This is a genomic window from Betaproteobacteria bacterium (genome assembly GCA_016720855.1).
Classification (GTDB): Bacteria; Pseudomonadota; Gammaproteobacteria; order Burkholderiales; family Usitatibacteraceae; genus FEB-7.
The window spans coordinates 1,173,157-1,198,306 of sequence record JADKJU010000002.1 but is presented as its reverse complement, the minus strand read 5'-3'; the positions used below and the strand labels follow the sequence as shown (position 1 = coordinate 1,198,306).

The following is a 25,150-nucleotide window of genomic DNA, read 5'->3' as shown; positions in this document are numbered from 1 at the left end:
TCCTCCGGGTGGCAACAGCAGAACCTCCGGAATGCGAGACGTTGCGTTTCGGCGGCTTGCGCCCTTACACATCAACCGAGGCCGGCTCCGACGCCAAGGCGGCCTCGCAAAGACAATCCCGCGCCACCTGGCGTTGCAGCGTCAAGGCGCGGGGCGCTGCTACACGCCGCGGCCGCTGATGAGCCGCAGCAGGATCATCACGATCGCGATCACCAGAAGGATGTGGACGAAGCCTCCGATGGTGGTCGAGGTGACCAGCCCGAGGACCCACAGGATCAACAGCACTACGGCAATGGTGTAAAGCATGACGATCTCCCTCTAGCGTCGTTTCAGCAACCAGCTCAGCAGGAATCCGGCGGTGACGGCGATTCCCAGCGAAGCGAGCGGATTTTCCCGGACGTAGCCGCGGCAGCTCTCGGTGAACTGCGCTTGCGCGCCCCGCAACTGCCCGCCCCTGCGGTCGAGCGTATCGACGGCCTGGGTCGCCGCACCGGCGAGCCTGTCCACCGTCCCGTGGGCACCCGCGGCGATGTGCTCCACCGCGGGATGCGCCGCATCCGATGCCCTGTCGATCGCCTTGTGCGCGCTACCCGAGGCGCGATCCACCGTGCGCGCTATCGCGCCACCCACGTCACCCGCCCCCATCACCGGCTTTTCCATCGCTTCCATGATTTTCGTCTCCGTCGTTCAGGACTGCCCGTAGCGAACCTTGGCGTCCTTGATGCAGTTGGCCTTGGCGTCGCCGGCATACGCGTCGCATTTCTGCTTCGCCACTGCATAGGCGGCCTCGGCCTTCTCGGCCGTCGCATCCCTCACCGCGTCATTGGTCTTGGCCCGGGCCGTCGCCTTGGCATCATTCGTCTTCTCGGCCGCGGAGGCATTGGCATCGGCGGTCTTTTCGGCGAGCTTCGCGTTCGCCTTGGCGGCAACGTGCGCGCTCTTCGCTTCCTTGCGGCAGACGTCCTTCGCGTTTCCGGCGAAGTCATCGCACTTTTCCTTGGCTACCCCATACGCGGCATCGGCCTTCGCCACTCGCACATCGTAGCTGTGCTTGTCGGAGGGGCTGAAGCTCGCCTCGAGTTCTGCCTTGGAGATCTTGGCGCGCCCCTTGGCTTCCTCGATGCAGATGTCCTTCGTGTTGCCGCTCATCGCCTTGCAGGCCTCCGCCTCGGACTTGTAGCGGGATTCGACGTCTTCCTTGGCGGACTTGTGCTCCGCCTTCGACAGGGTGGCACCGATCGCGCCGGTGCTCATGGCGAGGCAGAAAGCGGCCGCTAGTGCGGTGAAATTGAACTTGTTCATGATTGATCCTTTGCACAGCGTTTGCGATTCCGCGGACCGCCCGCCCCCGACCTTCGCAACGGCGTATCGACGTCGGCGGGGATCGGGCGGGCCCGGCAGCCGGACATATCCGCCGTGTCCACGGCAGACATGGCTTGCGTCATTACTTCAGCTTCATGTCGTTGGAGACGGACTTCACGCCACCGACGGCTTGCGCCACGGCCACGGCCTTGTCGATGTCGGCACGCGAGTTGACGAAACCGCTGAGCTGCACCTTGCCCTTGAAGGTCTCGACGTTGATCTCGGCCGACTTGAGGGTCGGTTCGTTGAGCACCGCGGCCTTGACCTTGGTGGTGATGACGGTGTCATCGACGTATTCGCCCGTGCCTTCGGTGCGCGAAGTCGAGGCGCAGCCGGCCATGGCCGCAAAGCCGATGACGAGAGCGGCCGCGGCGGTGCGGCGGAAGAATTGGATGTTCATGGTTTGTTCCTCTCAGGTTTCGGCGGCCGGTCCGGCGATCCGGTATGGTCGTCGAAGCTGCTCAGCCGTCGTGTCCGACACGGAATGCTCTGCGGACACAGGCTCAGGATGGAGGAGCGAACGGCACCTGTCGGTGCGCTGGAACACACACGATTCCGGTTCCATTCCGCGAGCGCGTGACCGACGCGTTCCGGGACCGCGTGTTCGGCAGCGACGGCGAGCCGCAGCGCAGGTAAACTTTCGGCAACGGGATTGCGCGGCCGAGCCTCGGATCGGCCCGAAGGGACAAGGGCCCATGAAGTCGTCGCGCCGGCATGCCGAACGTCACCGCACCGATCGCATCGGCTGGCTGCGCGCCACCGTGCTCGGCGCCAACGACGGAATCGTCTCGACGGCCAGTCTCGTGGTCGGCGTCGCGGCGGCCGGCTCGAGCCAGGGGAGCATCCTCGTGGTCGGCGTCGCGGGGCTGGTGGCCGGAGCGATGTCGATGGCCGCGGGCGAGTATGTCTCCGTCCATTCGCAGGCTGATACGGAGAAGGCCGACCTGGCGCGAGAGCGCATCGAGATCGAGACCGACCCCGCGGCGGAGCATCGCGAGTTGGCGGCCATCTATGTCGCCCGGGGGCTGGAGCCGGATCTGGCGAACCAGGTTTCCGGGCAATTGATGGCGCACGACGCGCTCGGGGCCCACGCGCGCGATGAGCTCGGCATCTCCGAGGCCCTGAGCGCGAAGCCTCTCCAGGCCGCCCTGGCCTCGGCCGCGAGCTTCGCAGTGGGCGCCGTGCTGCCGCTGGCCGTGACGGCCCTGGCGCCGGCGCAGGGCCTGATTGCCTGGGTTTCCGGAACCTCGCTCGCCTTCCTGGCCTTGCTGGGCGCCATTGCGGCACGCGTCGGCGGCGCGGACGTTCTCACGGGCGCGTGGCGGGTCACTTTCTGGGGTGCCCTCGCGATGGCGATCACCGCCGGCGTGGGCGCGATGTTCGGGGCCCCCGCCTGAGGCAGCGACGCAGCCCGGTCGATTCAGCGAACCGGGAATCGTCACCACACGAGGGCCCGCCCCGCCGCTACCGCATCGAGATGTCTTCGCCCTGCGGGGCGAACACGATCTCCACCCGGCGGTTCATCTGCCGTCCTGCCGCGGTCGCGTTGCTGGCTGCCGGGTTGTCCGAGCCATGGGCCTGCATGCTCAGGCGATCCGCCGGCACGCCAAGGTTCACCAGCTCCGCCATTACCGCATTGGCGCGGCGCCCCGACAGGTCGTAGTTGGCGCTCGCGGCGCCGGTGCTGTCGGTGTATCCCTCGATCGAGGCCTTGCGGTGCGAATCGCGCTTGAAGACTTCCGCCAGCTTGACCATGTTGCGCGCGCCTTCGGGCAGGAGTCGCGCCTGGCCGCTGTCGAACAGCACGTCGCCCAGGGTCACCACCATGCCGCGCTCGGTCTTCCTCGCATTGAGGTCCTTGAGCTGCATCTCGAGGTCGCTCACTCGCGCGTCGCGGCGTTCGATCCTGGCCTGCCCGCGCAAGGCGGCGGCATCGGCCTCGGCCAGTGCCGCGGACTTCTGCGCATTGCTCTGCCGGGACAGCGCGAGCTGCTGTTGCGCCACGTCCGCCTCGTTGGTGCGCGCGGCGAGCCGCATCCTGTCGCGCTCGGCTGCCGCATCGGCCTCGGCCAGCGCAGTGATCGTGCGCGCGTTGTTTTCCTGGGACACGACGAGCTGCCGCTTGGCCGAATCGGCCTCGTAGGTGCGAACGGCGAGCCGCATGTTGTCGCGATCGGCGGCGGCGCCTGCGGTGACGGCCTGCGAGGCCCGGCTCGAAGCGGTCTCCTGCGCAATCGTCACGCGCTGGCTGGTCATGTAGGCAAGGTGATTCACGGTGGCCGTCGTGCCATCGTCGGCCCAGGCCTTCTCGGCCACGCGAAGCGATTCGCCGGCACGCCTCAACTCATCGGGCGCCAGCGTGGTGACCTGCGGGTCGCCCTGGGCCGAATGGTAGCGGCCGCGGGCCTGGTCGAGAGCCGTGTTGCGCTCCGGGATGGAACTGCAGGCCGCGACGGCGGCAGTGAGCGTGGCGAGGACGAAAATCCGGGTCTTCATGCTTTGGGCTCCTTTATCCGCTCAACGAACGGAATTGCGATTGATTTCCTCGCGCAGGGCGCGCGCGGCTTCCTGGGATTCGTGCGCGGCCTTGCGCGAGCGCTCCGATTGCGCGTGCAGCTCGGCAACCTGCGCATCGACCTCGGCCTGCTCGGCGAGCTGGCTGGCGCGCTCATAGTCCTTGTTGGCCACCGCCTGCCGGGCGCTGGCCAGCTTGTCCGTCGCGACCTGAAGCTCGGCGGCGGCGTCTTTGCTCGTGCTGCTGGTGTTGGCGTGCTGGACGGCGGCTTCCGCCACCGCCATCTGTTCGCGAGGCGCTGGCGCGCTTGCGCAGCCTCCCGCCACGACGGCGAACGACGTGGCGAGCGCCAAGGCCAGCATGGCGGCCCGGTTGGAGTTCGACGGCATGGTATTCATGGGCATTCCTCAGGTGGAGTGTTCGGGCCCCGGCGTGCGGGGGCGGCGCGGCCTCGATGTCGAGGCAAGTGCAGTCTGCGCACGCGATCGGCTTGCGTCTGTCTGCCAACGCACACGCGGCGGGTACCCGTCGCCACGGAACGCGGCAATGTGGGCCGCCACACAGACCGCCTCCGGCGCGGGGATTATCATCAGCCGCGTGGCCGTCCCAATGCGGTGGTCATCGAACCAGAAGGAGGACGGAAATGCGCTACTTGATCATCGCGTTGTCGCTGCTCGTCGCCCAGGCCATGCCGGCCCGCGCCGAAGTCAGTTTCGGCTTCCAGGGTCCCGGCATCAGCATCGGCATCAACATCCCGACGTATCCGCAGCTCGTCCGGATTCCGGGCTATCCGGTCTATTACGCTCCCCAGGCGAGCTCGAACTATTTCTTCTACGACGGCCTGTACTGGGTCTTCCGCACCGACAACTGGTATTCAAGCAGCTGGTACAACGGTCCGTGGTACCGGGTGGGCCCCGAGTACGTGCCGCTCTACGTGCTGCGCGTCCCGGTGCGCTACTACCGGCAGCCGCCTGCGTATTTCCGCGGCTGGCGTGCCGACGCGCCGCCGCGCTGGGGCGATCATTGGGGCCGCGACTGGGAAGCGCGCCGAAGCGGGTGGGATCGATGGGACCACCGCTCCTCCCCGTCCGCCGCTCCGCTTCCGTCGTACCAGAGGCAGTATTCGGGCGAACGCTATCCGCGCGCGGCGGAGCAGCAGCAATCGATACGATCCGGGAACTACCGGTACCAGCCGCGCGAGTCCGTGGCGCAGCAGCATTACCATCAGCAGGGTGGCCCGGGCGGATCGCGCGCCCAGCCGCAGCAGCACGCGCCGGCCCCGCAACAGACGCCAACCTACCAGCAGCACTCCCAGCCGGGCCAGCAGCGGCAGCAGCAGCCGCATCAAATGCAGCCTCCCCAGTCCAACTCGCAGGGCAAGGGCCACGACAACAAAAGCGAAGAACACGGCCAGGATCGCAAGTGACTTCGCGCGGGAGATTCCTTCTCTCCGGTAACGCAGCCGCCTAGGTCGCGGTCGAATCCGGAAGCAGGCGCTCGTATTCCTTCCTGACCACGGCATAGCACTCGCAGGTGCGCCGCTCGAGCCCGGCGCGGTCGAGCACCGTGATGTGGCCGCGGCGGTACTTGATCAGCCCGGCCGACTGCAGGTGGCCGGCCGCCTCGGTCACGCCCTCGCGGCGCACGCCCAGCATGTTGGCGATGAGGTCCTGCGTCATCACCAGTTCGTTGGACTTCAGGCGGTCCAGGCTCAACAGGAGCCAGCGGCACAGCTGCTGGTCCAGCGAATGGTGGCGATTGCACACCGCCGTCTGCGCCATCTGGGTGATGAGGGCCTGCGTATAGCGCAGCAGCAGGTGCAGCACCGGGCCGGCCCGGTTGAACTCCTGCATCAGCAGGCTGGCCTTGAGGCGAAGCCCCTGCCCCGCGCTTTGCACCACCGCGCGGCTGAGCGTCGACTCTCCCCCCATGAAGAGCGAGATCCCGACGATTCCCTCGTTCCCGACAACCGCGATCTCGGCCGACGCGCCGTCTTCCATGACGTACAGCAGCGAGACGATCGACGTCGTCGGAAAATACACATGGGTCAGGGTGTGGCCGGACTCGTTGAGCACCTTGCCGAGCGGCATGTCCACGAGGTCCAGGTGCGGAAGCCAGCGCGCCAACTCGACCTCGGGAATGGACGCAAGCAATTGATTACGCTGAATATTGGCGGCAGCCACCATGCATTTCCCAATGCAGTCCCAAGCTTGATTTTACACGGCGGCAAACACGGGGGCATCGATGAGTGCGTGAGCGTACAGGCCCGCGTTCCGCATCGCGCACACCCTGCTTGCAGGAGAACGCCCATGGATGCAGTTCTGTTTTTCGTCGTGGCCGCGGTCACGGTTACCGGTTCGCTGCTCGCGATACGACCGGCATGAAGGGCGACGCCTTCGCGGTCGTGGCGCACCCCTTCAGCGTCGTCGGCCAGGCGCTGCAGGGAACCACCCACTGGTGCGAAATCCTCATCATGCATCTCAACGTCAAGAGCTGCCGCGCGCGCCGTGCCGGCGCCGGAAGCATCCTGAACGTTGTCGTCGGCCGCATGTTCGACCGAGCCCCTCGGAGCCGCCTTTTCGTACGGCGTCGTGGCGCGGATCGCCATGCGCACCTATCTCGCCACACTCGGCCGCGACAAGGTCGGCTTCAGCATCGTCGAGCGCAAGCCCGACGGCACCCCGGTCTACCTGGGCGACATCCGCGGCGTGGTCGAGAGGAACACGATGCGCTACTACCTCGCGATCGAGGCCTACCTCGGCGCGTATTCGCTGCCCGCGGCCGACCAGCCCGAGAGGCGCCTGCGCGACTGGTTCGCGGCGGCGGAGCGCTACCCGCTGCAGTTGCACGACATGGAGCAGGGCCAGTACCTGTCGATGAAGCGCGGGCAGATGGCGAAGCAGAAAGACTCCTGCCTCGCGACGACCTGAGCGGGACCGGCGCCGGGCCGTCCGTACGCTGCCAGACAGACGATTCGCGCCCCGCTCCCTACTCTTCCTCCCTAGACGCTTCGCTCCGGGCGCTTTCCCGGACTGACATCCCATGAAGGTACCAGCGCCATGACCCAGACCCGCCCCATGCCCCACAGGTTCGTCCCGTGAGCCGCGCACCGCGCACCGCAATCGCGGCCGCGATCGCCGCGGTTTTCGTCTCGTTCGGGGCAAACGCCGTCACCGTCGCTCCGTTGCCGGTGGCGCCGGCCTACGGACAGGAGGTTCGGCTCTACCTCGGCACCACCGAGGTGCCGCAATACCTGCCCGCGAACCGCTTCGTGCGCTCGGGCAAGAACATCGTGGTCGATTTCGACTACGTGACCGAAAACTTCGGCCCGATGGACCCCACGTTCGGCTACATGGGCGTGCCCATCGGTCAACTCGTGCCGGGCAGCTATACGGTCCAGGCACGGCTCTTCGACATCGACCTGCCGGGCACTGCACCGCAGATAGTGCGGACAACATTCGCCGTGACGCCGCCCCCGGCGTGGGGTGTGTTTCTCGTGCCCTTCGCCCCGGGGGCGTGGGAGGCCGCAAGCGTGCTCGTGCACAGCCCGGCCAATTTCGATTCGGCCACGCTGCGCGCCGCGGTCACCGGCAACGTGATCCGCGTTGACTTCGACTACGCATCGGCCGCCACGGCCAGCCCCGTTTCGTATGCCGGGGTGGGCATCGAGGGGCTGGCGCCCGGCGCCTACCGCGTGGAGGCCTATGGACGCCCGCTCTCCGGCGGCGCGCCGACGCAAGCCTTCGCGCTCGACTTCACCATCGGAACCCAGACGCCGATGATCGAGTACTACCAGGACCAGCTCGGCCATTACTTCATGGCCGGCGATCCCGACTCCGTGAAGCAGCTCGATGCGGGCGGACAGGGCGGCTGGCAGCGTACCGGTCAGAAGTTCAAGGCGTGGATGAGGCAGGCCGACGCGCCCGCGAGCGCCCATCCCGTCTGCCGCTTCTATGCCTACGGGCCGAATTCGCACTTCTACACGGGCAACGAGGGCGAATGCCAATACCTGAAGGACGTCGAGCAATCACAGCGCGCCGACGCTGCAGCCGCCGGCAAATCTTTCCTCGGATGGGGGTTCGAAGGCATCTTCTTCTGGGCACTCATGCCGCAGAACGGGGCGTGTACCGCCGATGCGGTCCCGGTGTTCCGCGTCTACAACGATCGCGCGGCCCAGGGCGACTCGAACCATCGGTTCATGCTCAATTCCGCGCTGCGCCCGACGATGTCGGACTGGATCGACGAGGGCGTACAGTTCTGTTCGCCGCGATGAGCGCCTGAACGAGAGGGCAATGCCCCGGACACATGGAAAAGCGGCCCCGAAGGGCCGCTTTTCATTTCCTGCCAGGAAGACCCTACTGCCGCGGTTCGCCGTTCCGGTTCACCGCGATGGTGCGGCCCGGAGCAGCGCTCATTTGCACCCGGTGCTGGACGCCCTTGAAATCGTAGGTGACGTCCCAGTATGCCGGCGCGTCGCTCGCCACGTTCTCGCAGCGCTGCACGTCGTGTTCCGTCGTGCCGCCGCTGCTGCGCCCCACATTGGCACCGACCACCCCACCGGCGACCGCGCCGCCCGCGGTCGCGAGGGTGTTCCCGCGTCCGCTGCCGACCTGGTGGCCGAGAACGCCGCCGAGGATCGCGCCCACGATCGCGCCGCCCACGTTCGGATCCCCGCGGCCCGGTTCGCTGACCTGCTGGCGCTCGACCCAGCAACGCTGCTCGGGCGGCCCCATCACGGCGCGGACCGAAGTGACGGGAACGTCGTACACCTTCTCGCTCGGGCGGCGCCGGTACTCATAGTTGGGCGCGGTCAGGGGCGCGGGCACCTCGTTCTCATAGCGCCTGCGGTCGTCCGCCGGCCGCACCGACGAGATCCGGTCGTTCATTCCCAGCTGGCTCAGCGAATCGTAGCTGCCCTTGCGCAGGATGACGCAACGGCCCGCGAACTTCGCGTCCTGGCAAACTTCCCAGCTGCCGCGCTCCACGACCACCGACGAAGCGCGGTCGTTGAACCCGATCTTGTCGAGATTCGGAACCTTCTTGTTCGTGGCGAACACGCGCCCGCGGAAACCTTCGCCCTCGTAGAACGTGATCTGGGCCACCGCCTGCGTGGCCATGAAGAGCGTGGATATGGCCAATGCGACTTTAAGTTTTGCGTTCATTCGTGCCTCCGTGTGAAATCGCCGCCGGTTCCGGATGCGCGCCATGCGCTCGCCTTCTGGAATCGGATCCCGGCAGCGGACCCTGGCCCCATGCTGCGCCGCCCCGAGGGACCCGTCTGTTTGATTGCGCACATTAGGTAAGTACGCCAGCGCACCGAGCGCGGGCCCCTCGCTGCGTATCCTGCGCAGATTGACGACGCACACCGGGCGGGAATGATGAAAGGCGATACGGTTGAAGCAGTCACGGTCGCCGCCGCTGGCGCTCCGGCGCAATCGACGGGAACGGCCGTGGGCATCCTGGCAGTCATCGCCCTCGTGGCCACGCTCTATCTTGCGCGCACCTTCTTCGTCCCGTTGCTGATCGGCATCCTGGCCAGCTACGCCCTGCGCCCGGTGATCGATCAGTTGCAGGCGCTGCACGTTCCGCGCGCCATCGGCGCGGCCATCGTCCTGGCCGCGCTGGTCGGCGGAGTGTCGTGGGTCGTGGTCTCCGTGAGCGACGACGTGACCGCGATGATCGAGAAGCTTCCCGAAGCCGCCCGCAAGGTGCGTCACAGCCTGAGCGCGGCGCGCACCAGCGGACCGACCGCACTGCAGAACATGCAGGAGGTGGCCAACGAGCTCCAGGGCGTCGCCGCCGATGCTGGCGCCAAGCCGGGGGCGCGCGTGATCACCGCGAGGGCGACCGAGCCCACCGCCTGGCTGCGCGACTACGCCGTCGCTCAGTCTGCGCTGCTGTTCGCGGTCGCGGGCCAGACGCCGATCGTGCTCCTGCTTGCCTATTTCCTGCTCGCCTCGGGCGAGCACTTCCGGCGCAAGCTCGTCCAGTTCGTCGGCCCCTCCCCCGCCCGCAAGAAGGACACGGTGCGGATTCTCGAGGAGATCGACAGCCAGGTGCAGCGCTACCTGCTTTCGATCCTCGTCTCGAACGCCCTGATCGGCATCGCGACCTGGCTCGCGTTCCGGGCGATGGGCATGGAGAACGCGGGCGTATGGGGTGTTGCTGCCGGCGTGCTGCATTTCGTCCCCTACCTGGGCCCGGTGCTGCTGGCGCTTGCCGCTGGCATCGCAGGCTTCCTGCAGTTCGGAAACCTGCTGCATGCCGTGGCCGTGGCGGGCGCCGCCATGCTGATCGCCGGCCTCATCGGCCTGGTGTTCCAGACCTGGCTGCAGGGCCGCTTCGCGCGCGTCAACTCCGCGGTGCTGTTCATTGCGCTGCTGTTCTTTGGATGGCTGTGGGGTATGGCGGGCCTCCTTCTCGGCGGGCCGCTAATCGCCATCGCCAAGGTGATCTGCGACCGGGTCGAATCGCTCAAGCCCGCGGGAGAGCTGCTTGGACGGTAGCTCGCAGCGCCTGGGCCTTATGTGTCCTGGCGCACCGACCTCCGCCGGGGAGTACGCTATGGTCGCGCTGACCCGGGGAAACTCGAGTCCCTGCCTGTCGCTGGAGGCTGCCCTGAGCTTGGCTTCCCGCCCGGCACGCATGACCCGTGCGCAGGTCATCGCACGCATTCAACCGGCCAAGACCATGCCCGCACCCGTAGACGATCTTATCCCGGCAGGCGATGCCTGGAAGTCGGAAAGCAATACCGACGTGCGGCGCCAGAACGCGCTGCTCAAGGCGGGGGCACTGCAGAACGCGATTCTCACCAGCGCCAATTTCTCGATCATCGCCACCGACGAGAAGGGCATCATCCAGCTGTTCAATGTCGGCGCCGAGCGCATGCTCGGCTACAGCGCCGCCGAGGTCGTCAACCGGATAAGCCCGAGCGATATCCACGACCCCCGGGAAGTGAAGGCGCGTGCCGAGGCCTTGAGCGTCGAGCTCGCGACTCCCATTGCGGCGGGCTTCGAGGCGCTTGCTTTCAAGGCGTCGCGCGGGATCGAGGACATCTATGAATTGACCTATATCCGCAAGGATGGCGGCCGCTTCCCGGCCATCGTGTCGATCACGGCGTTGCGGGACGACTTCGGCGACATCATCGGATACCTCCTGATCGGCACGGACAATTCGGTGCGCAAGCGCGTCGAGTCCGAGCTTAACGAGGCCATGGCCGCCGCGGAAAAGGCCAACCTCGCGAAATCCGACTTCCTCTCCGGCATGAGCCATGAATTGCGCACGCCGCTCAATGCGATCCTGGGCTTCGCCCAGCTCCTCGAATCCGGCTCTCCGGCGCCGACGCCGACGCAGAAGCGCAACATCGACCAGATTCTCAAGGCCGGGTGGTACCTGCTCGAGCTGATCAACGAAATCCTCGACCTCGCGCTGATCGAGTCGGGCAAGTTGACGCTGTCCCCCGAACCGGTATCGCTGGTCGAAGTCATGCTCGAGTGCCGCGCGATGATCGAGCCGCAGGCGCGCAAGCGCGGCATCGGCATGACGTTCCCGAGGTTCGAGACCCCCTACTTCGTCAATGCCGACCGGACCCGGGTCAAGCAGGTCCTGATCAACCTCCTCTTCAATGCCATCAAGTACAACACGCCGGGCGGCGCGGTTTCCGTGGAATGCGTCCTGAAGCCCCCGGGCTCGATTCGCATCAGCGTGCGCGACACCGGCGCAGGACTGGCCCCGGAACAGCTCGCGCAGCTCTTCCAGCCCTTCAATCGCCTCGGCAAGGAGGCCAGCGCGGAGGAAGGCACGGGCATCGGCCTGGTGATGACCAAGCGGCTGATCGAGCTGATGGACGGCGACATCGGCGCGGACAGCACGGTCGGCGTGGGGAGCGTGTTCTGGATCGAATTGCCCCTGACGACCGCTCCGCACCTGACCACCCTGGGAGCCGAGCGCACTTCGCTGGCACAACCGCCTGTGCCCGAAAGCATGCCCCTTCGCACCGTGCTCTACGTGGAAGACAATCCGGCCAACCTCGAGCTGGTCGAGCAGCTCGTCGCCCGCCGCCCCGAGCTGCGCTTGCTGGGCGCCGCGGACGGCAGCCTCGGCATCGAGTTCGCGCGCGCCTACCAGCCGGAGGTGATCCTCATGGACATCAACCTGCCCGGCATCAGCGGGATCGAGGCCATGAAGATCCTGCGCGCGGATCCCTCGACGGCGCACATCCCGATCATCGCCCTGAGCGCCAACGCGGTACCCCGCGACATCGAGCGCGGCCTGGCGGCCGGCTTCTTCAGCTATCTCACCAAGCCCATCAAGGTGAGCGAGTTCATGGAGGCGCTGGACGTGGCTCTGGCGCACTCGCGATCGGCACCGGCCCGGGCAGCGACAAAGGACCCTGCATGAAAGTCACGGACTCCGACATTCTCGACGCCAGCGTCCTGATCGTCGACGACCAGGAGGCCAATGTCAGCCTCCTCGAAAACATGCTGCGCCAGGCCGGCTACACCCGCGTGACCTCGACCATGAATCCGCAGGAGGTCTGCGCGTTGCACCGAAAGAACCGCTACGACCTGATTTTGCTCGACCTGCAGATGCCCGTCATGGACGGCTTCCAGGTCATGGAAGGCCTCAAGACCAACGATCGCGACAGCTACCTTCCCGTCCTCGTGATCACCGCCCAGCCCGGCCACAAGCTGCGCGCGCTGCAGGCTGGCGCGAAGGACTTCATCAGCAAGCCCTTCGACCTGGTGGAGGTCAAGACGCGCATCCACAACATGCTGGAGGTGCGCCTGCTCCACAGGAAGCTGGAGCACTACAGCAAGGAGCTGGAGCAAACCGTGCAGGAACGCACCGCGGAGCTGCGCGAAAGCGAAGCCCGCTATCGCAGCCTGACGGAGCTGGCCTCCGACTGGTACTGGGAGCAGGACGAGCACGGAAGCTTCACCAAGGTTTCCGGCCCGGTCCTGGAGATGCTCGGCGTCCGGGTCGATACCCTGGCGGGACAGTCAACCGGTGTCACGGCGACTGGCTGGAACGAGACGGAGCGGAGGATACTGCAGGAGACCATTGCGGCCCGGCAGCCCTTCCTGGATTTCGTCTTCAGCCGGGTCAATGCCGATGGATCGGCGCAGAAGTTCCAGGTGAGCGGGGAGCCGATGTTCAGCCAATCCTGCCGCTTCATCGGGTACCGGGGCATCGGCGTGGAACTCACCGCGAAGCCCTAGGACCCGACACCTCGACGATCGGCGATGCCCTTGCCCCACAGCCCGAATCAGAACCACCTTCTCGCCGCGCTGCCCACGGCGGAATTCGAGCGCCTGGCCGGGAACCTGGAACTGGTCCCGATGCCGCTCGGCGAGATCCTTTACGAGCCCGGCGGGCAGTTGCAGCACGCCTACTTCCCGACTACTTCCATCGTGTCGCTTCACTACGACACCGAGTCCGGCGCATCGGCCGAGATCGCGGGAGTGGGCAACGAGGGCGTGGTCGGCATTTCGCTGTTCATGGGCGGGGATACCACAACGAGCTCGGCCGTGGTCCAGACAGCGGGCCACGCCTACCGGCTCAGGCGCGGCATTCTCATGCAGGAATTCGAGCGCGCGGGACCGATGCGCGGCCTGCTGCTGCGCTACACCCAGGCGCTGATCACGCAGATGACGCAGACCGCCGTGTGCAACCGGCACCATTCGGTGGAGCAGCAGCTCTGCCGCTGGCTCCTGATGACGCTTGATCGCGTGCCCTCGGGCCAGCTGGTCATGACGCAGGAACTGGTTGCCCGCATGCTCGGCGTGCGCCGCGAAGGCATCACCGAGGCCGCGGGCAACCTGCAGCGCGCCGGGCTGATCAGTTACCGCCGGGGCCACATCACCGTGCTCGCGCGCTCAGGGCTCGAGACGCGCACGTGCGAATGCTACGCCGTGGTCAGGCAGGAAATGAACCGCCTGCTTTCCGACGTGCGCAACCGTCAGGACGTTCCGGTCGCGGTCGGATGACCGCCCCCGCGATGCAGCACCTGATCATCGGGGAGGACCGCGTTCGGCGCATGTGAGTCGCGCCCCTCGAGTTGCGCGTAGTACGGTGCGAAGTCCGGCGCCGTCGCCTCGAACAGCTCGCGGAAATCCCGGATCACGAAGTAGCTTTCCTGGAAGGTGTCGATCTTGTAGCGTGTGCGCATGATGCGCAGGAGCTCGAACCCGATGCGATTGGGCTCGCCACTGTCCACGCAGTACGGCAGCTCGCCGCCCGAGGAAAGCATTCCCGCCCCGTAGGCCCGCACGCCCGCCGGCGTCTCGATGAGCCCGAATTCCACCGTGTACCAGTAGAGCCGCGAGAGCAGCTCGATGGCGCCGAGCCGGTGCGCCTTGAGGCCGCCCTTCCCGTAGGCCTCGAGGTAGTCGGCGAAGACCGGGTCGAAGAGCAGCGGCACGTGACCGAAGAAATCGTGGAAGACGTCGGGTTCGACGATATAGTCGAACTCCTCGGGCTTCCTCAGCCACAGCGTGACCGGGAAGCGCCGGTGGGCCAGGTGCTCGAAGAACACCGCGTCGGGCAGCAGGCCCGGGACGGCGACGAGAGTCCATCGCGTGGCGGCCCGGAGCCTTGCATTCACGACGTCGAAGCGCGGAATGGCTCCGCCGAAATCCAGCGCCGAGAGCGAATCGGTGAACTCGCGGCATGCGTAGCGCGGAACGAGTGCGGCCTGGCGCGCGTAGAGGCGCCGCCACAGGGCATGCTCCTGCGGCGTGTACGCCGGCCAATCCTGCTCGACCGTGTAGTCGGCGCGCATGTGGCGATAGTCGCCGCGCAGGGTGTGGTCGGTTTCGCCGGTCACGGCGCTAACCCCCGTACTTCTCCACCCGCTGCTCGATCGCGCCGAAGATCGTGGCGCCGTGCCGGTCGAACATCTCGATGCGCACGGTGTCGCCGAACGCGAGGAAAGGCGTCTTCGACGCTCCCTCCTCCACCTGCTCGACGAGCCGCTTTTCCATGAGGCAGGCGTAGCCGGATTCCACATCCGGATTGGAGATTGTCCCGGTCCCCACAAGCGTGCCGGCCCCGAGCTCGCGCGTCCTCGCCGCGTGCGCGACCAGCTGGAACAGGTCGAAGGTGGCGCCCACGCCCGCGTCGGGGTTGCCCAGCCACTTGCCGTTCACGTGGCACACCAGGCGCAGGTGGATCTTGCCGCCGTCCCAGGCGCCGCCCAGTTCGTCCGGCGTGACGGCCACCGGGGCGAGCGCGTTGGCGCCCTTGCCATTCACGAAGCCGAAGCCCTTGGCGAGCTCGGCCGGAATGAGCTTGCGGAACGACACGTCGTTCACCAGCGTGAGGAGCCGGATGGCGCCCGACGCCCGGGCCGGCGTCGCCCCCATCGGCACATCTCCCGTGATCGCAACCACTTCGCCTTCGAGGTCGATGCCCCAATCCTCCGAAAGGGCGCGGATGGGATCGCGCGGGCCCATCATGTCGCCCGCCCCGCCCTGGTACATGAGCGGGTCGCGGTAGAAACTTTCCGGCACGTGGTCGTTGCGCGCGCGCCGGACCCGCTCCACGTGCGAAACGTAGGCCGAGCCGTCCAGCCATTCGTAGGCGCGCGGAAGCGCAGCGGCCACCTGCCCCTTCGCGAGCACCGCCTGGAAATCGAACGCGTGCCGCTCGTTGCCGCACTCCAGGCCTTCGTATGCGTCCAGCAACGGCCGATAGACGGCGTCCCAGTTCTCCAGGGCATGCTGCATCGAGGGCGAGATGCCGGTGGCGGCGACGGCCGTCGTGAGGTCGCGGTTGACGAGGACGAGGGTGCCGTCGCGCGTGGGGCCTTTCAGGGAGGCGAGTTTCATTTCCCTTCCTTTACCTGACCCCCGACCCCGCTGCCTTGGAACAGGGTCGAGGTGACGGTGCCCTTGGCGAAACCCGCCCATACCGCGTCGTACTCCTTGTCGAGCGCCGGCGTGGCCAGGGCATAGGCGGTGGGGTCGAAAGGGTAGCGGCTCTCGAACATGAACGCGAGCGTATCACCGGGGCGCTTCGGCTCCAGTGTCGCGGACACGGCCGCGTCGTGCGAGGCGCGGTCGGGGCCATGGGCCGTCATGGCGTTGTGCAGGCTCGAGCCTCCCGGCACGAAGCCGCCCTGCTTCGCGTCGTACTCGCCCTTCACGAGCCCCATGAACTCGCTCATGACGTTGCGATGGAACCACGGCGGCCGGAACGTGTGCTCGGCCACCATCCATCGCGGCGGGAAGATGACGAAGTCCACGTTGGCGGTCCCGGGCGTGTCGGAGGGCGACGTGAGCACCGTGAAAATCGAGGGGTCCGGGTGGTCGAAGCTCACCGTGTTGATCGCGTTGAAGCGCGCGAGATCGTACTTGTACGGGTACGCGTTGCCGTGCCATGCCACGACGTCGAGCGGCGAATGGCCGTACTCGGCCATCCACAGGTGTCCGCCGGACTTCACCACCACCTCGGTCCTCGCGTCGCCGTCCTCGAACGCTGCCACGGGTGCCAGGAAGTCGCGCGCGTTCGCAAGGCCATTGGCGCCGATGGGGCCCAGCTCGGGAAGGCGCAGCGCCGCGCCGTAGTTCTCGCAGGCCCAGCCGCGCGAGGGGCCCTGAACGGCCACGCGAAACCTGACCCCGCGCGGAATGACGGCGATCTCACCCGGCGACACGCACAGATGCCCGAACTCGGTCGCGATCGCGAGCATGCCCTCCTGCGGCACGAGCAGCAGCTCTCCGTCGTGGCTTGCGAACACGCGCTTCATCGGCCGGTTGGCTGCGTACAGGTGAACGCCGATTCCCGCCTGCATCCGCGCATCGCCGTTGGTCGCGAGCGTGGCAAGGCCGGCGACGAAATCCGTCGGCTTCCCGGGCGCCGCCAGCGGCCCCCACCGCAGGCGATTGGGTCCCGCCGCGCCCCCTTCGAGGCAGGGCCCGGTGCGAAGCTTTCCAGCCTCGATGCGGCTGAACGGCGGATGCATCGCGCTCGGCCGCAGGCGATACAGCCACGAGCGAAGGTTCTGCGCGCGCGGCGCGGTGAAGGCCGTGGCCGAGAATTGCTCCGCGTACAACCCCAGGGGCGTCCTTTGCGGCGAGTTCTGCCCCACCGGCAGCGCGCCCTCGACCGCCTCCGTCTCATGGTGCGACCCGAATCCCGACAGGTATCGAAGATCGACGGCCATCACAGACTCGCCTTCACGCCAGCAAACAATCCGTGTTCATCCGTGTTCATCCGTGTCAGACGCCTTTGGGTCGCATCACTCGTTGTCGTCAAACCACTCCCCTCGCGATCTGGTCCGCCTCGATCGACTCGAAGAGCGCCCGGAAATTGCCCTCTCCGAACCCCTCGTTCCCCTTCCTCTGGATGATCTCGAAGAAGATCGGCCCGATCACCGTCTCGGTGAAGATCTGCAGCAGCTTGTCCTCGTGCCGGTCCTTGTCGATGCCCTCCCCGTCGATGAGGATGCGGCTCTTCCGCAGCAGGGCAAGGTCCTCGCCGTGGTTCGCCACGCGCGCGTCGACGCGGTCGTAGTAGCTGTCGGGGGTGTCCAGGAACCGCACCTCGCGCCCGCGCAAGCCCTCCACCGTGGAGAAGATGTCCGCCGTCGAAAGCGCGATGTGCTGGATCCCCTCCCCACGGTAGGCGTCGAGGTATTCCTGGATCTGGCTCTTGCGGTCGCTGGGCTCGTTGATCGGGATGCGGATCTTGCCGCACGGGCTCACGAGCGCGCGCGAGGTGAGCCCGGTCTTCTTCCCCTGGATGTCGAAGTAGCGGATCTCGCGGAAATTGAAGAGCTTCTCGTAGAACTGCGCCCACACGTCCATGCGGCCGGCATAGACGTTGTGCGTGAGGTGGTCGACTTCGAGGAGGCCTGCGCCGGCCGGATGCTGCCCGACTGCCTCCACCGGCACGAAGTCCACGTCGTAGATGGTGAGATCGCCGCCGTTGCCGGGGTAGCGGTCGACGAAGTAGATGAGGCTGTCGCCGATGCCCTTGATCGCCGGAATGTTGAGCTCCATCGGCCCCACCGGGCCGTGGTGCGGCTTGGCACCGAGATCGAGCGCGCGCTGGTAGGCTTTCGCCGCGTTCTTCACGCGCATGGCGAAGGCGCACGCCGACGGCCCGTGCACGCGCGCGAACGACTGCGCGAAGCTGTCGGGTTCGCGGTTCACGATGAAGTTGACGCGCCCCTGGCGGTAGAGCGCGACGTCCTTGGAGCGGTGCTTCGCGACGAGGGAGAAGCCCAGCTGCTCGAAGAGCGTGCCGAGAAGCGCCGGGTCCGGGGCGGTGTACTCGATGAACTCGAAGCCGTCGGTGCCCATGGGGTTGTCCAGACGGTCGGGCTCGGTCATTTCGGATCTCCTCGGGCGGGCGGCGGGACCGGCGAATTGTACGCTGCGATCACCCTGCGCCTGGCTGCGCCCCGAATTTCATCCGGGAATGTCCTCGCCCCACGCCACGCAGTCGCGGTACGCGTGCCACGTGGCGTGCCCGATCACGGGCATGGTGACGACGAGCCCGAGAAAGGCGGTCGCGAATCCCGCTCCGGTGAGCGTCACGATGGCCAGCGCCCACACGGCCATCGCGCCGGGGTTCCTCCCCAGCACTTGCACGGAAAGGATCGCCGCGCTCACCGCGTCGTTGCCGCGGTCGAGCATCATCGGCACCGAGACCACGCTCACCGCAAAGACGAGGGTCGCGAAAATCCCGCCCACCGCGAAGTACACGAGCACGAAATCGATGTTGCCCAGGGAGAACGCCCTGGCGAGGAAGTTCTTCAGGTCCGGCATGGTCCCGGTGCTGAAGAGCGCGAAGGTGACGAGGGAGGCGCGCGCCCAGACGAGGAAGATCACGGTGATGACCAGCACGTAGATGCCCAGGCCGCCCACGTTCTCGCGCCAGGCCGTGAGCGAGGGCACGAGCCGCGGCTTCCGACCCGCCTCCCGATCGCGCGACAGCGCGTACAGGCCCGTGGCAAGAAAGGGTGCGGCCAGCAGGAAGGCACCGGCCAGCGTGGACACGTACTGGTAGGCGAAGTCGTAAAGGGCGAGGAGCGCCCAGCCCATGGCCGCGAACGCCACGCCGTAGAACCCGCTGGCGACCGGCGCCGCCCGGAAATCGTCCCACCCGCGCGCGAGCCACGTGAACGGCGAGCTGGCGGGCACCTCGCTCAGCTCATAGGAGGCGCCCTGGGGTGAAACGAGGGGCGAGGGCGCACTCATCGCGGCGCTACTTCGCCGGCGCGGCTGCCGCGGCCGGCAGGCCTTTCGACTTGAGCGCATCGAGCTTCGCCAGGTCGAGCTTCGCCACCGCCTCCCTGAACACCTTCATCTCGACGCCCGTCGCCTTGGCTTCGACGATGAAGCGCCCGGCGACGATGACGTCGTACTCGCCGGTGCGCGCGGCCTTGTCGTAGCGCTCGTAGGCCTTGCGCCCGCCCGCGCTCGTCGTGCGCTCGTAGCCGGAGTCGCCTTCCTTGTCGATCTCGATGTTCACCCAGGCAGAGGCCATCGCGGTCACCCCCGTCAGCGTGCCGACATCCTTGACCTCGAGGACGATGCGCCCGCCCTTGCCGTCCTCGTAGGTCGCCTCCACCCGCGAAGTGGCGATGCCGACCACGCTGGTCCTCGATCCCTCCGAACCCACTCGCTTCATCCCGGCGACGGAATCGGGCATCACCTCCTTGAGCACGCGGAAATCCACCGGCTCGACCTTGACCGATCCCGAAAGGGCCTCTCCCATCTGCTTCATGGCCTCGCCCACCTGCCCGACGTCGCCCTGGCGGGCCGCCTCGCCCATCTGTTTGGCGGCCTGTTCCACCTTGGCACCGGTGTCGGCCGGCTTCGGGGGCTCCGTCTTGCCGCATGCGGCGAGCGCCAGCGCGGCGCAGGCCAGGGCGATCCTCGAGTTCATCGCAATGCCTTTCGTGATGGGGGCGACGGGAGTTGCAGGGTACATTTTCCGGCGATGGAAATGTAATCCCGGCCGCCTTCCGCGTTGACGCCCGAAGGCCCTTGCGGCATCATCGATCCCGTCGCAAGGTATGCGCCAAGTCCTTGATTTCCCAAGCCAGAGTTTCGGTTCCGCGCCCGCAGCGCCGGTATCGAAACGCAAGTCCCCGTGAGAACCCTCCGATGTCCGCCTCCATTGCCCTGCGCGCGGTGATACTGGCCGCCCTGCTTGCCTTCGGCACCGTTGCCGGCGCGAAGACGCTGCGCTACTCGAGCCAGGGCGACATCACCACGATCGACCCGCACGCCAACAACGAGGGCTTCACCAGCGCTTTCCTCGACAACATCTACGAGCCGCTGGTCACCCGCGGCAAGGACCTCAAGGTCGAGCCCTGCCTCGCGCTGACGTGGCAGCCGGTGAGCGCGACCGTGATGCGCTTCAAGCTGCGCCCGAACGTGAAGTTCCATGACGGCACGCCGTTCACGGCCGACGACGTCGTGTTTTCCATCGGCCGCGCCCTCTCCGACACCTCGAACTTCAAGCCCTACCTCGCGGGCGTGAAGCAAGCGCGGAAAGTGGACGAGCTCACCGTGGACATCGTGACCGAAGGGCCCGCGCCGGTCCTGATTGCACAACTCACCGAAGTGCGGGTCATGAGCAAGGCCTGGGCCACGAAGCACAACGTGACGAAGCCCCAGGACTACAAGAACAAGGAGGAGACCTTCTCCTCGCGCAACGCCAACGGCACGGGCCCCTACGTCCTTCGCACCCGCGAGGCGGACGTGAAGACCGTCGCAGTCCTCAACTCCAACTGGTGGGGGAAGCTGGAAGGCAACGTGAACGAGATCGTGTACCAGCCGATCAAGAGCGACGGCACGCGCCTGGCCGCGCTCATCTCGGGCGAGATCGACTTCGTGCTCGATCCGCCCCCGCAGGATGTTGCGCGCCTGAAGCGGGAGGCGAAGACGAAGGTCGTGGAAGGCAACGAGAACCGCACCATCTTCCTGGGCATGGACCAGTGGCGGAACGAACTCGCCTACTCGAACGTGAAGGGCAGGAACCCCTTCAAGGACGGGCGGGTGCGCGAAGCCTTCCAGGCCGCCATCGACGTGAATATCCTCAAGACCCGGGTGATGCGCGGCATGTCGATACCCACGGCGCTGATGTTCGCCCCGCAGGTGGCGGGCTATCCCGGGGACCTGGACAAGGTGAAGCCCGCGGACACCGCGCGCGCGAAGAAGCTGCTCGCCGAGGCCGGCTACCCGAACGGGTTCGAGGTGACGCTCGATTGCCCCAACAACCGCTACATCGCCGACGAGAAGCTGTGCGTGGCCATCGCCGGCATGCTCGCGCGCATCGACGTGAGGGTGAAGGTGAACGCGATGCCGCGCGCCCAGTACTTCCCGAAGATCCAGAACTTCGACACCAGCTTCTACCTGCTGGGCTGGGGCGTGCCGACGTTCGATTCCCAGTACGCGGTGCAGAGCCTGCTCAGGACCTACGTGCCCGGGACGGCGGACGGCGACTACAACCTGGGCAGGTACTCCAACCCGAAGGTCGATGCCGCCGTCGACAAGCTCAAGACCGAGGTCGATCCCGACAAGCGCGCGGCGCTCGCCCGCGAGATCCTGCGCGTCCACATGGCCGACGTGGGCCACATCCCGCTGCATCACCAGGTGATTCCATGGGCGATGCGCTCCAACGTGAGCGTGGTGCACCGGGCCGACAACCGCCTCATGGTGAAGTGGGTCAGGATCAATTGACCGCCGTTCGCCGCGCCCTCGCCCTCGCCTTCGCGCTCCTCGCCTTCCTCACGCCGGCCGCGGAAGCGAAGACGCTGCGCTATGCCAGCCAGGACGACCCGCAGACGCTCGATCCGCACTCGGCCAACCTGCTGGCCACCTCGCGGCTGACGGGCAACGTCTACGAGCCCCTGGTCTGGCGCGACAAGGAATGGAAAGTCATCCCGTGGCTGGCGGTCTCGTGGACGCGGCCCAACGACCGGACCTGGCGTTTCACGCTGCGCGAAGGGGTCAGGTTCCACGACGGCGCGATCCTCACCGCCGACGACGTGGTCTTCTCGGTGGAGCGGGCGCTCTCCCCCACCTCCCAGCTTAAGGTCGCGCTGCAAGGCGTCGAGAAGGCCGTCAAGGTGGATGCGCGCACGGTGGACCTCGTGATGCGCGAACCCAACCCGGCGCTGCTTTCGCACATGACCAACTTCCGCATCATGAACAAGGCCTGGTCGGAGAAGTTCGGCGCCCTGCGTCCGCAGGACTACACGGCCAGGGAAGATACCTTCGCCGCCCGGAATGCCAACGGCACGGGCGCCTTCCTGGTGAAGGAGCGCCAGACAGACGTGAAGACGGTGCTCGTCTCCCACAGGGGCTGGTGGGGCCACCAGGCGGGGATGAACGAGGGCAACCTCGACGAGATCGTGATGCTGCCCATCAAGTCCAACGCCACGCGCCTGGCCGCCCTGCTCTCGGGCGAGGTGGACTTCGTGCTGGACCCGCCCACGCAGGACGTGGCACGGCTCGCGGCCAATCCGGGCATCAAGATCGTCGAGGGCGGCGAGCTTCGCGTGCAGTACATCGCTTTCGACGTCTTCCGCGACGACCTGCTCTACGGAAAGGCAAACGGGAGGAATCCCTTCAAGGACATCCGAGTGCGCCAGGCCGTGGCCCACGCCATCGACGCGGAGGCGATCCGGTCCAAGGTGATGCGCGGCTTCTCGCGGCCCGCGGGGACGATCCTCACGCCCGGAGTGCAGGGCTACGCGGCGCAGGCCGACAGGCGCCTGCCCTACGACAAGGAGAAGGCGAGGAAGCTTCTCGCGCAAGCGGGCTATCCCGACGGATTCGAGGTGACGCTGGACGCCGGCAACATCCAGCCGTCCGCCGACATCGCGCAGGCCGTGGCCGTCATGCTCTCGCAGGTGGGCATCAGGGTGCGCCCCAACATCGTCCCGCAGTCGAACTACTTCCCCAAGATCGAGAAGCACGACACCAGCTTCTACCTGCTCTCGTGGGGTGCCGGGGTCACGGGCGACGCGCTCTACACCCTGCAGGCGCTGCTGCACTCCGTCACGCGCAAGGGCGAGGGCGACTTCAACATGGGCCGCTGGTCGAATGCGCGCATGGATGAGATCATCGGGAAGCTGCAGGTCGAGAAGGACCCGTCCCGGCGCGATGACCTGGCCCGCGAGGCGCTCCTGCTGGCCGGGCAGGAACTGCCCCTCGTCACGATCCACCAGCCGCTCATCCCGTGGGCCATGAAGAAGAACGTGTCGGCGTGGTTTTCCCCGGTGAACACGCTGTACTTCTACAGAGTGAGGATCGATTGAGAATCATCACCTCCGGCCCCTCTCCCGGAAAGAGAGGGGGGAACTGTCTCCCGCTCTCCGGGAAGAGGGCTGGGGTGAAGGAGCCGTCATGATCGCCTTCGTGATCCGCCGGCTGCTGCAGGGCGTCGTCGTGATGCTCGTGGTGGGCTTCATCGCCTTCTCGCTCTTCAACTTCGTGGGTGACCCGGTGGCGCTGATGCTGCCGCCGGAAGCCACGCAGGCCGACCGGCAGGCGATGCGCGAAACGCTCGGGCTCGACCGGCCCTTCTACGTGCAGTTCGCGACCTTCGTCTCGAACGCGGTGCAGGGAAATTTCGGCATCTCGCTGCGCCTGGGCCGCCCCGTCTCCGCCCTCCTCGTCGAGCGGCTGCCCGCCACGCTCGAGCTCGCTTTCGTGGCCGCGAGCATCGCGCTCCTGGTGGGCATCCCGCTCGGCGTCTACACGGGCCTGAACCGCAGCAGCTGGCTTTCGCGCGTGTTCCTCACCGTCTCGCTCGTCGGGGTGTCGCTGCCCACCTTCCTCATCGGCATCTTCCTCATCCTCATCTTCGCCGTGTGGCTCGGGTGGCTGCCCTCCTTCGGGCGGGGCGACACCGTGAAGATCGGCCTCTGGTCCACGGGCTTTCTCACCACCTCGGGTCTGAGGGCGCTGATCCTGCCCTCGATCACGCTGGGCCTCTTCCAGCTCACGCTCATCATGCGGCTCGTGCGAAGCGAGATGCTCGAGGTGCTGCGCACGGACTACATCAAGTTCGCGCGCGCCCGCGGCCTCACCAACCGCTCGATCCACTTCGGCCACGCGCTCAAGAACACGCTGGTGCCGGTGATCACCATCACGGGCCTGCAACTGGGCGCGATCATCGCCTTCGCCATCATCACCGAGACGGTGTTCCAGTGGCCCGGCATGGGCCTGCTCTTCATCCAGGCGGTGCAGTTCGCCGACATCCCGGTCATGGGGGCCTACCTGTGCCTCATCGGCCTCATCTTCGTGGTGATCAACCTCGCGGTGGACATGCTCTATTACTTCGTGGACCCGAGGCTGCGCATCGATCGGGCCATGGCGGGGGGGCACTGATGGATGCGCTCCGGCGGTTCTTCGACGGCGATCTGTTCCACAGCTTCAGGCACTCGCCCCTCACGATCGTGGCGCTGGTGGTCTCGGTGGTGTGCATCGTTTCGGCCGCATTCGCGGGCTGGGTGGCGCCGCACAACCCCTTCGACCTGAAGACGCTCAACCTCCTGGACGCCTTCACGCCCCCGGCGTGGACGGAGCGCGGCAACTCCGCGTACCTGCTCGGCACGGACGACCAGGGCCGCGACGTGCTTTCCGCGATCATGTACGGCTCGCGCGTGTCGCTGATGGTGGGGTTCTTCGCGGTGGTGCTCGCGATGACGATCGGTATCGCGCTCGGGCTCATTTCCGGCTACGTGGGCGGCAAGGTCGATGCCTTCATCATGCGCGTGGCCGATGTGCAGCTCTCGTTCCCCGCGATCCTCATCGCGCTCCTCATCGACGGCGTGGCGCGGGTGGCGCTGCCCAAGGATTCCCACGACACCCTGGCGCTCTACGTGCTGATTCTCGCCATCGCGGCTTCCGGCTGGGTGCAGTACGCGCGCACCGTGCGCGGCTCCACGCTGGTCGAGCGCAACAAGGAATACGTGCAGGCCGCCCGCGTGATCGGCAGGCACCCGGTGGCCATCATGTTCTCGCACGTGCTGCCGAACGTGCTGGGCCCCGTCCTGGTGCTCGCAACGCTGCACATCGGCACCGCCATCATCACGGAGGCCACGCTTTCCTTCCTGGGCGTCGGCGTGCCGCCGACCCAGCCCTCGCTCGGCACCCTGATCCGCATCGGCAACGATTTCCTTTTCTCCGGAGAGTGGTGGATCACCGTCTTCCCCGGCGCCTGGCTGGTGATCATGGTGCTCGCGATGAACCTGCTGGGCGACTGGCTTCGCGACGCGCTCAACCCGAAGCTTCGCTAGAG

26 protein-coding genes are annotated in these 25,150 nt (G+C 66.9%); 12 read left to right on the top strand and 14 right to left on the bottom strand.

The annotated features are described in order from the left end of the window. Nucleotides 1-159 precede the first annotated feature (159 nt). The 4 genes from IPP91_13130 to IPP91_13115 all read right to left on the bottom strand — a co-directional run bounded on the left by IPP91_13130 (nucleotide 160) and on the right by IPP91_13115 (nucleotide 1,762). Nucleotides 160-306 carry a lmo0937 family membrane protein gene (locus tag IPP91_13130; protein MBL0143010.1) on the bottom strand — a complete coding sequence of 49 codons (147 nt, stop codon included), beginning with the start codon at nucleotides 304-306 and terminating at the stop codon, nucleotides 160-162. Between the two features lie 12 nt (nucleotides 307-318). Continuing rightward, nucleotides 319-540, bottom strand: coding sequence for a DUF883 family protein (locus IPP91_13125; GenBank protein ID MBL0143009.1), 222 nt, complete (start codon nucleotides 538-540; stop codon nucleotides 319-321). A gap of 147 nt (nucleotides 541-687) precedes the next feature. Continuing rightward, on the bottom strand, nucleotides 688-1,302 hold the full coding sequence (locus IPP91_13120; GenBank protein MBL0143008.1) for a hypothetical protein: 615 nt from the start codon (nucleotides 1,300-1,302) through the stop codon (nucleotides 688-690). Between the two features lie 142 nt (nucleotides 1,303-1,444). Beyond that, nucleotides 1,445-1,762, bottom strand: coding sequence for a BON domain-containing protein (locus IPP91_13115; GenBank protein ID MBL0143007.1), 318 nt, complete (start codon nucleotides 1,760-1,762; stop codon nucleotides 1,445-1,447). A 295-nt stretch (nucleotides 1,763-2,057) separates the two neighbouring features. On the opposite strand from IPP91_13115, the gene IPP91_13110 reads away from it, so the two are divergent. Continuing rightward, nucleotides 2,058-2,759: a VIT family protein gene (locus IPP91_13110; GenBank protein MBL0143006.1), complete on the top strand. Its 702-nt coding sequence runs from the start codon at nucleotides 2,058-2,060 to the stop codon at nucleotides 2,757-2,759. Between the two features lie 67 nt (nucleotides 2,760-2,826). Here the strand turns inward: IPP91_13110 and IPP91_13105 are convergent, their stop codons facing one another. Continuing rightward, nucleotides 2,827-3,858 (bottom strand): DUF4398 and OmpA-like domain-containing protein, encoded by a 1,032-nt coding sequence (locus IPP91_13105; protein MBL0143005.1) that lies wholly within the window; start codon nucleotides 3,856-3,858, stop codon nucleotides 2,827-2,829. 21 nt (nucleotides 3,859-3,879) lie between these two features. After that, on the bottom strand, nucleotides 3,880-4,266 hold the full coding sequence (locus tag IPP91_13100; protein ID MBL0143004.1) for a DUF4398 domain-containing protein: 387 nt from the start codon (nucleotides 4,264-4,266) through the stop codon (nucleotides 3,880-3,882). A gap of 254 nt (nucleotides 4,267-4,520) precedes the next feature. On the opposite strand from IPP91_13100, the gene IPP91_13095 reads away from it, so the two are divergent. After that, entirely contained in the window at nucleotides 4,521-5,303 is a 783-nt protein-coding gene (locus tag IPP91_13095) for a hypothetical protein (GenBank protein ID MBL0143003.1), read from the top strand. A 40-nt stretch (nucleotides 5,304-5,343) separates the two neighbouring features. On the opposite strand, the gene IPP91_13090 is transcribed toward IPP91_13095, so the two are convergent. After that, on the bottom strand, nucleotides 5,344-6,063 hold the full coding sequence (locus IPP91_13090; GenBank protein ID MBL0143002.1) for a Crp/Fnr family transcriptional regulator: 720 nt from the start codon (nucleotides 6,061-6,063) through the stop codon (nucleotides 5,344-5,346). 420 nt (nucleotides 6,064-6,483) lie between these two features. Between IPP91_13090 and IPP91_13085 the strand changes: the two genes are divergently transcribed. Both IPP91_13085 and IPP91_13080 read left to right on the top strand, forming a co-directional pair. Next, complete coding sequence (locus IPP91_13085) at nucleotides 6,484-6,807, top strand: hypothetical protein (GenBank protein MBL0143001.1); 324 nt, start codon at nucleotides 6,484-6,486, stop codon at nucleotides 6,805-6,807. Between the two features lie 167 nt (nucleotides 6,808-6,974). Then, nucleotides 6,975-8,150, top strand: coding sequence for a hypothetical protein (locus tag IPP91_13080; protein ID MBL0143000.1), 1,176 nt, complete (start codon nucleotides 6,975-6,977; stop codon nucleotides 8,148-8,150). Nucleotides 8,151-8,232: 82 nt separating this feature from the next. Here the strand turns inward: IPP91_13080 and IPP91_13075 are convergent, their stop codons facing one another. Further along, a complete protein-coding gene (locus IPP91_13075; GenBank protein MBL0142999.1) occupies nucleotides 8,233-9,039 on the bottom strand; it encodes a glycine zipper 2TM domain-containing protein in 807 nt (268 codons plus the stop codon). 213 nt (nucleotides 9,040-9,252) lie between these two features. On the opposite strand from IPP91_13075, the gene IPP91_13070 reads away from it, so the two are divergent. The 4 genes from IPP91_13070 (at nucleotide 9,253) to IPP91_13055 (ending at nucleotide 13,866) form a co-directional block, all read left to right on the top strand. Further along, a complete protein-coding gene (locus IPP91_13070) occupies nucleotides 9,253-10,383 on the top strand; it encodes an AI-2E family transporter (GenBank protein MBL0142998.1) in 1,131 nt (376 codons plus the stop codon). Nucleotides 10,384-10,567: 184 nt separating this feature from the next. Then, nucleotides 10,568-12,277 carry a response regulator gene (locus tag IPP91_13065; GenBank protein MBL0142997.1) on the top strand — a complete coding sequence of 570 codons (1,710 nt, stop codon included), beginning with the start codon at nucleotides 10,568-10,570 and terminating at the stop codon, nucleotides 12,275-12,277. Further along, nucleotides 12,274-13,098, top strand: coding sequence for a response regulator (locus IPP91_13060; protein MBL0142996.1), 825 nt, complete (start codon nucleotides 12,274-12,276; stop codon nucleotides 13,096-13,098). Before IPP91_13065 ends, IPP91_13060 begins: the two co-directional genes overlap by 4 nt. Before the next feature lie 24 nt (nucleotides 13,099-13,122). After that, the gene (locus IPP91_13055) at nucleotides 13,123-13,866 is read left to right on the top strand and encodes a Crp/Fnr family transcriptional regulator (protein ID MBL0142995.1); all 744 of its coding nucleotides are present in this window, start codon (nucleotides 13,123-13,125) and stop codon (nucleotides 13,864-13,866) included. Here the strand turns inward: IPP91_13055 and IPP91_13050 are convergent. From IPP91_13050 to IPP91_13025, 6 genes are all read right to left on the bottom strand, one after another. Then, on the bottom strand, nucleotides 13,839-14,705 hold the full coding sequence (locus IPP91_13050; GenBank protein MBL0142994.1) for a phenylalanine 4-monooxygenase: 867 nt from the start codon (nucleotides 14,703-14,705) through the stop codon (nucleotides 13,839-13,841). The two genes, IPP91_13055 and IPP91_13050, sit on opposite strands and share 28 nt — an antisense overlap. 4 nt (nucleotides 14,706-14,709) lie before the next feature. Continuing rightward, nucleotides 14,710-15,708 (bottom strand): fumarylacetoacetate hydrolase family protein, encoded by a 999-nt coding sequence (locus IPP91_13045; GenBank protein MBL0142993.1) that lies wholly within the window; start codon nucleotides 15,706-15,708, stop codon nucleotides 14,710-14,712. Next, nucleotides 15,705-17,045, bottom strand: a complete 1,341-nt coding sequence (locus IPP91_13040) for a homogentisate 1,2-dioxygenase (protein MBL0142992.1) — start codon at nucleotides 17,043-17,045, stop codon at nucleotides 15,705-15,707. Before IPP91_13040 ends, IPP91_13045 begins: the two co-directional genes overlap by 4 nt. 88 nt (nucleotides 17,046-17,133) lie before the next feature. After that, the gene (gene hppD / locus IPP91_13035) at nucleotides 17,134-18,216 is read right to left on the bottom strand and encodes a 4-hydroxyphenylpyruvate dioxygenase (GenBank protein ID MBL0142991.1); all 1,083 of its coding nucleotides are present in this window, start codon (nucleotides 18,214-18,216) and stop codon (nucleotides 17,134-17,136) included. A gap of 78 nt (nucleotides 18,217-18,294) precedes the next feature. Beyond that, nucleotides 18,295-19,086: a DUF2189 domain-containing protein gene (locus tag IPP91_13030; GenBank protein ID MBL0142990.1), complete on the bottom strand. Its 792-nt coding sequence runs from the start codon at nucleotides 19,084-19,086 to the stop codon at nucleotides 18,295-18,297. 7 nt (nucleotides 19,087-19,093) lie between these two features. Then, nucleotides 19,094-19,777, bottom strand: coding sequence for a hypothetical protein (locus IPP91_13025; GenBank protein ID MBL0142989.1), 684 nt, complete (start codon nucleotides 19,775-19,777; stop codon nucleotides 19,094-19,096). 221 nt (nucleotides 19,778-19,998) lie between these two features. Between IPP91_13025 and IPP91_13020 the strand changes: the two genes are divergently transcribed. The 4 genes from IPP91_13020 to IPP91_13005 all read left to right on the top strand — a co-directional run bounded on the left by IPP91_13020 (nucleotide 19,999) and on the right by IPP91_13005 (nucleotide 25,148). Further along, nucleotides 19,999-21,579, top strand: a complete 1,581-nt coding sequence (locus IPP91_13020; GenBank protein MBL0142988.1) for an ABC transporter substrate-binding protein — start codon at nucleotides 19,999-20,001, stop codon at nucleotides 21,577-21,579. After that, nucleotides 21,576-23,162, top strand: coding sequence for an ABC transporter substrate-binding protein (locus tag IPP91_13015; protein MBL0142987.1), 1,587 nt, complete (start codon nucleotides 21,576-21,578; stop codon nucleotides 23,160-23,162). Before IPP91_13020 ends, IPP91_13015 begins: the two co-directional genes overlap by 4 nt. Before the next feature lie 88 nt (nucleotides 23,163-23,250). Next, the gene (locus tag IPP91_13010) at nucleotides 23,251-24,237 is read left to right on the top strand and encodes an ABC transporter permease (protein ID MBL0142986.1); all 987 of its coding nucleotides are present in this window, start codon (nucleotides 23,251-23,253) and stop codon (nucleotides 24,235-24,237) included. Beyond that, entirely contained in the window at nucleotides 24,237-25,148 is a 912-nt protein-coding gene (locus IPP91_13005) for an ABC transporter permease (protein ID MBL0142985.1), read from the top strand. Before IPP91_13010 ends, IPP91_13005 begins: the two co-directional genes overlap by 1 nt. Nucleotides 25,149-25,150: the final 2 nt, after the last annotated feature.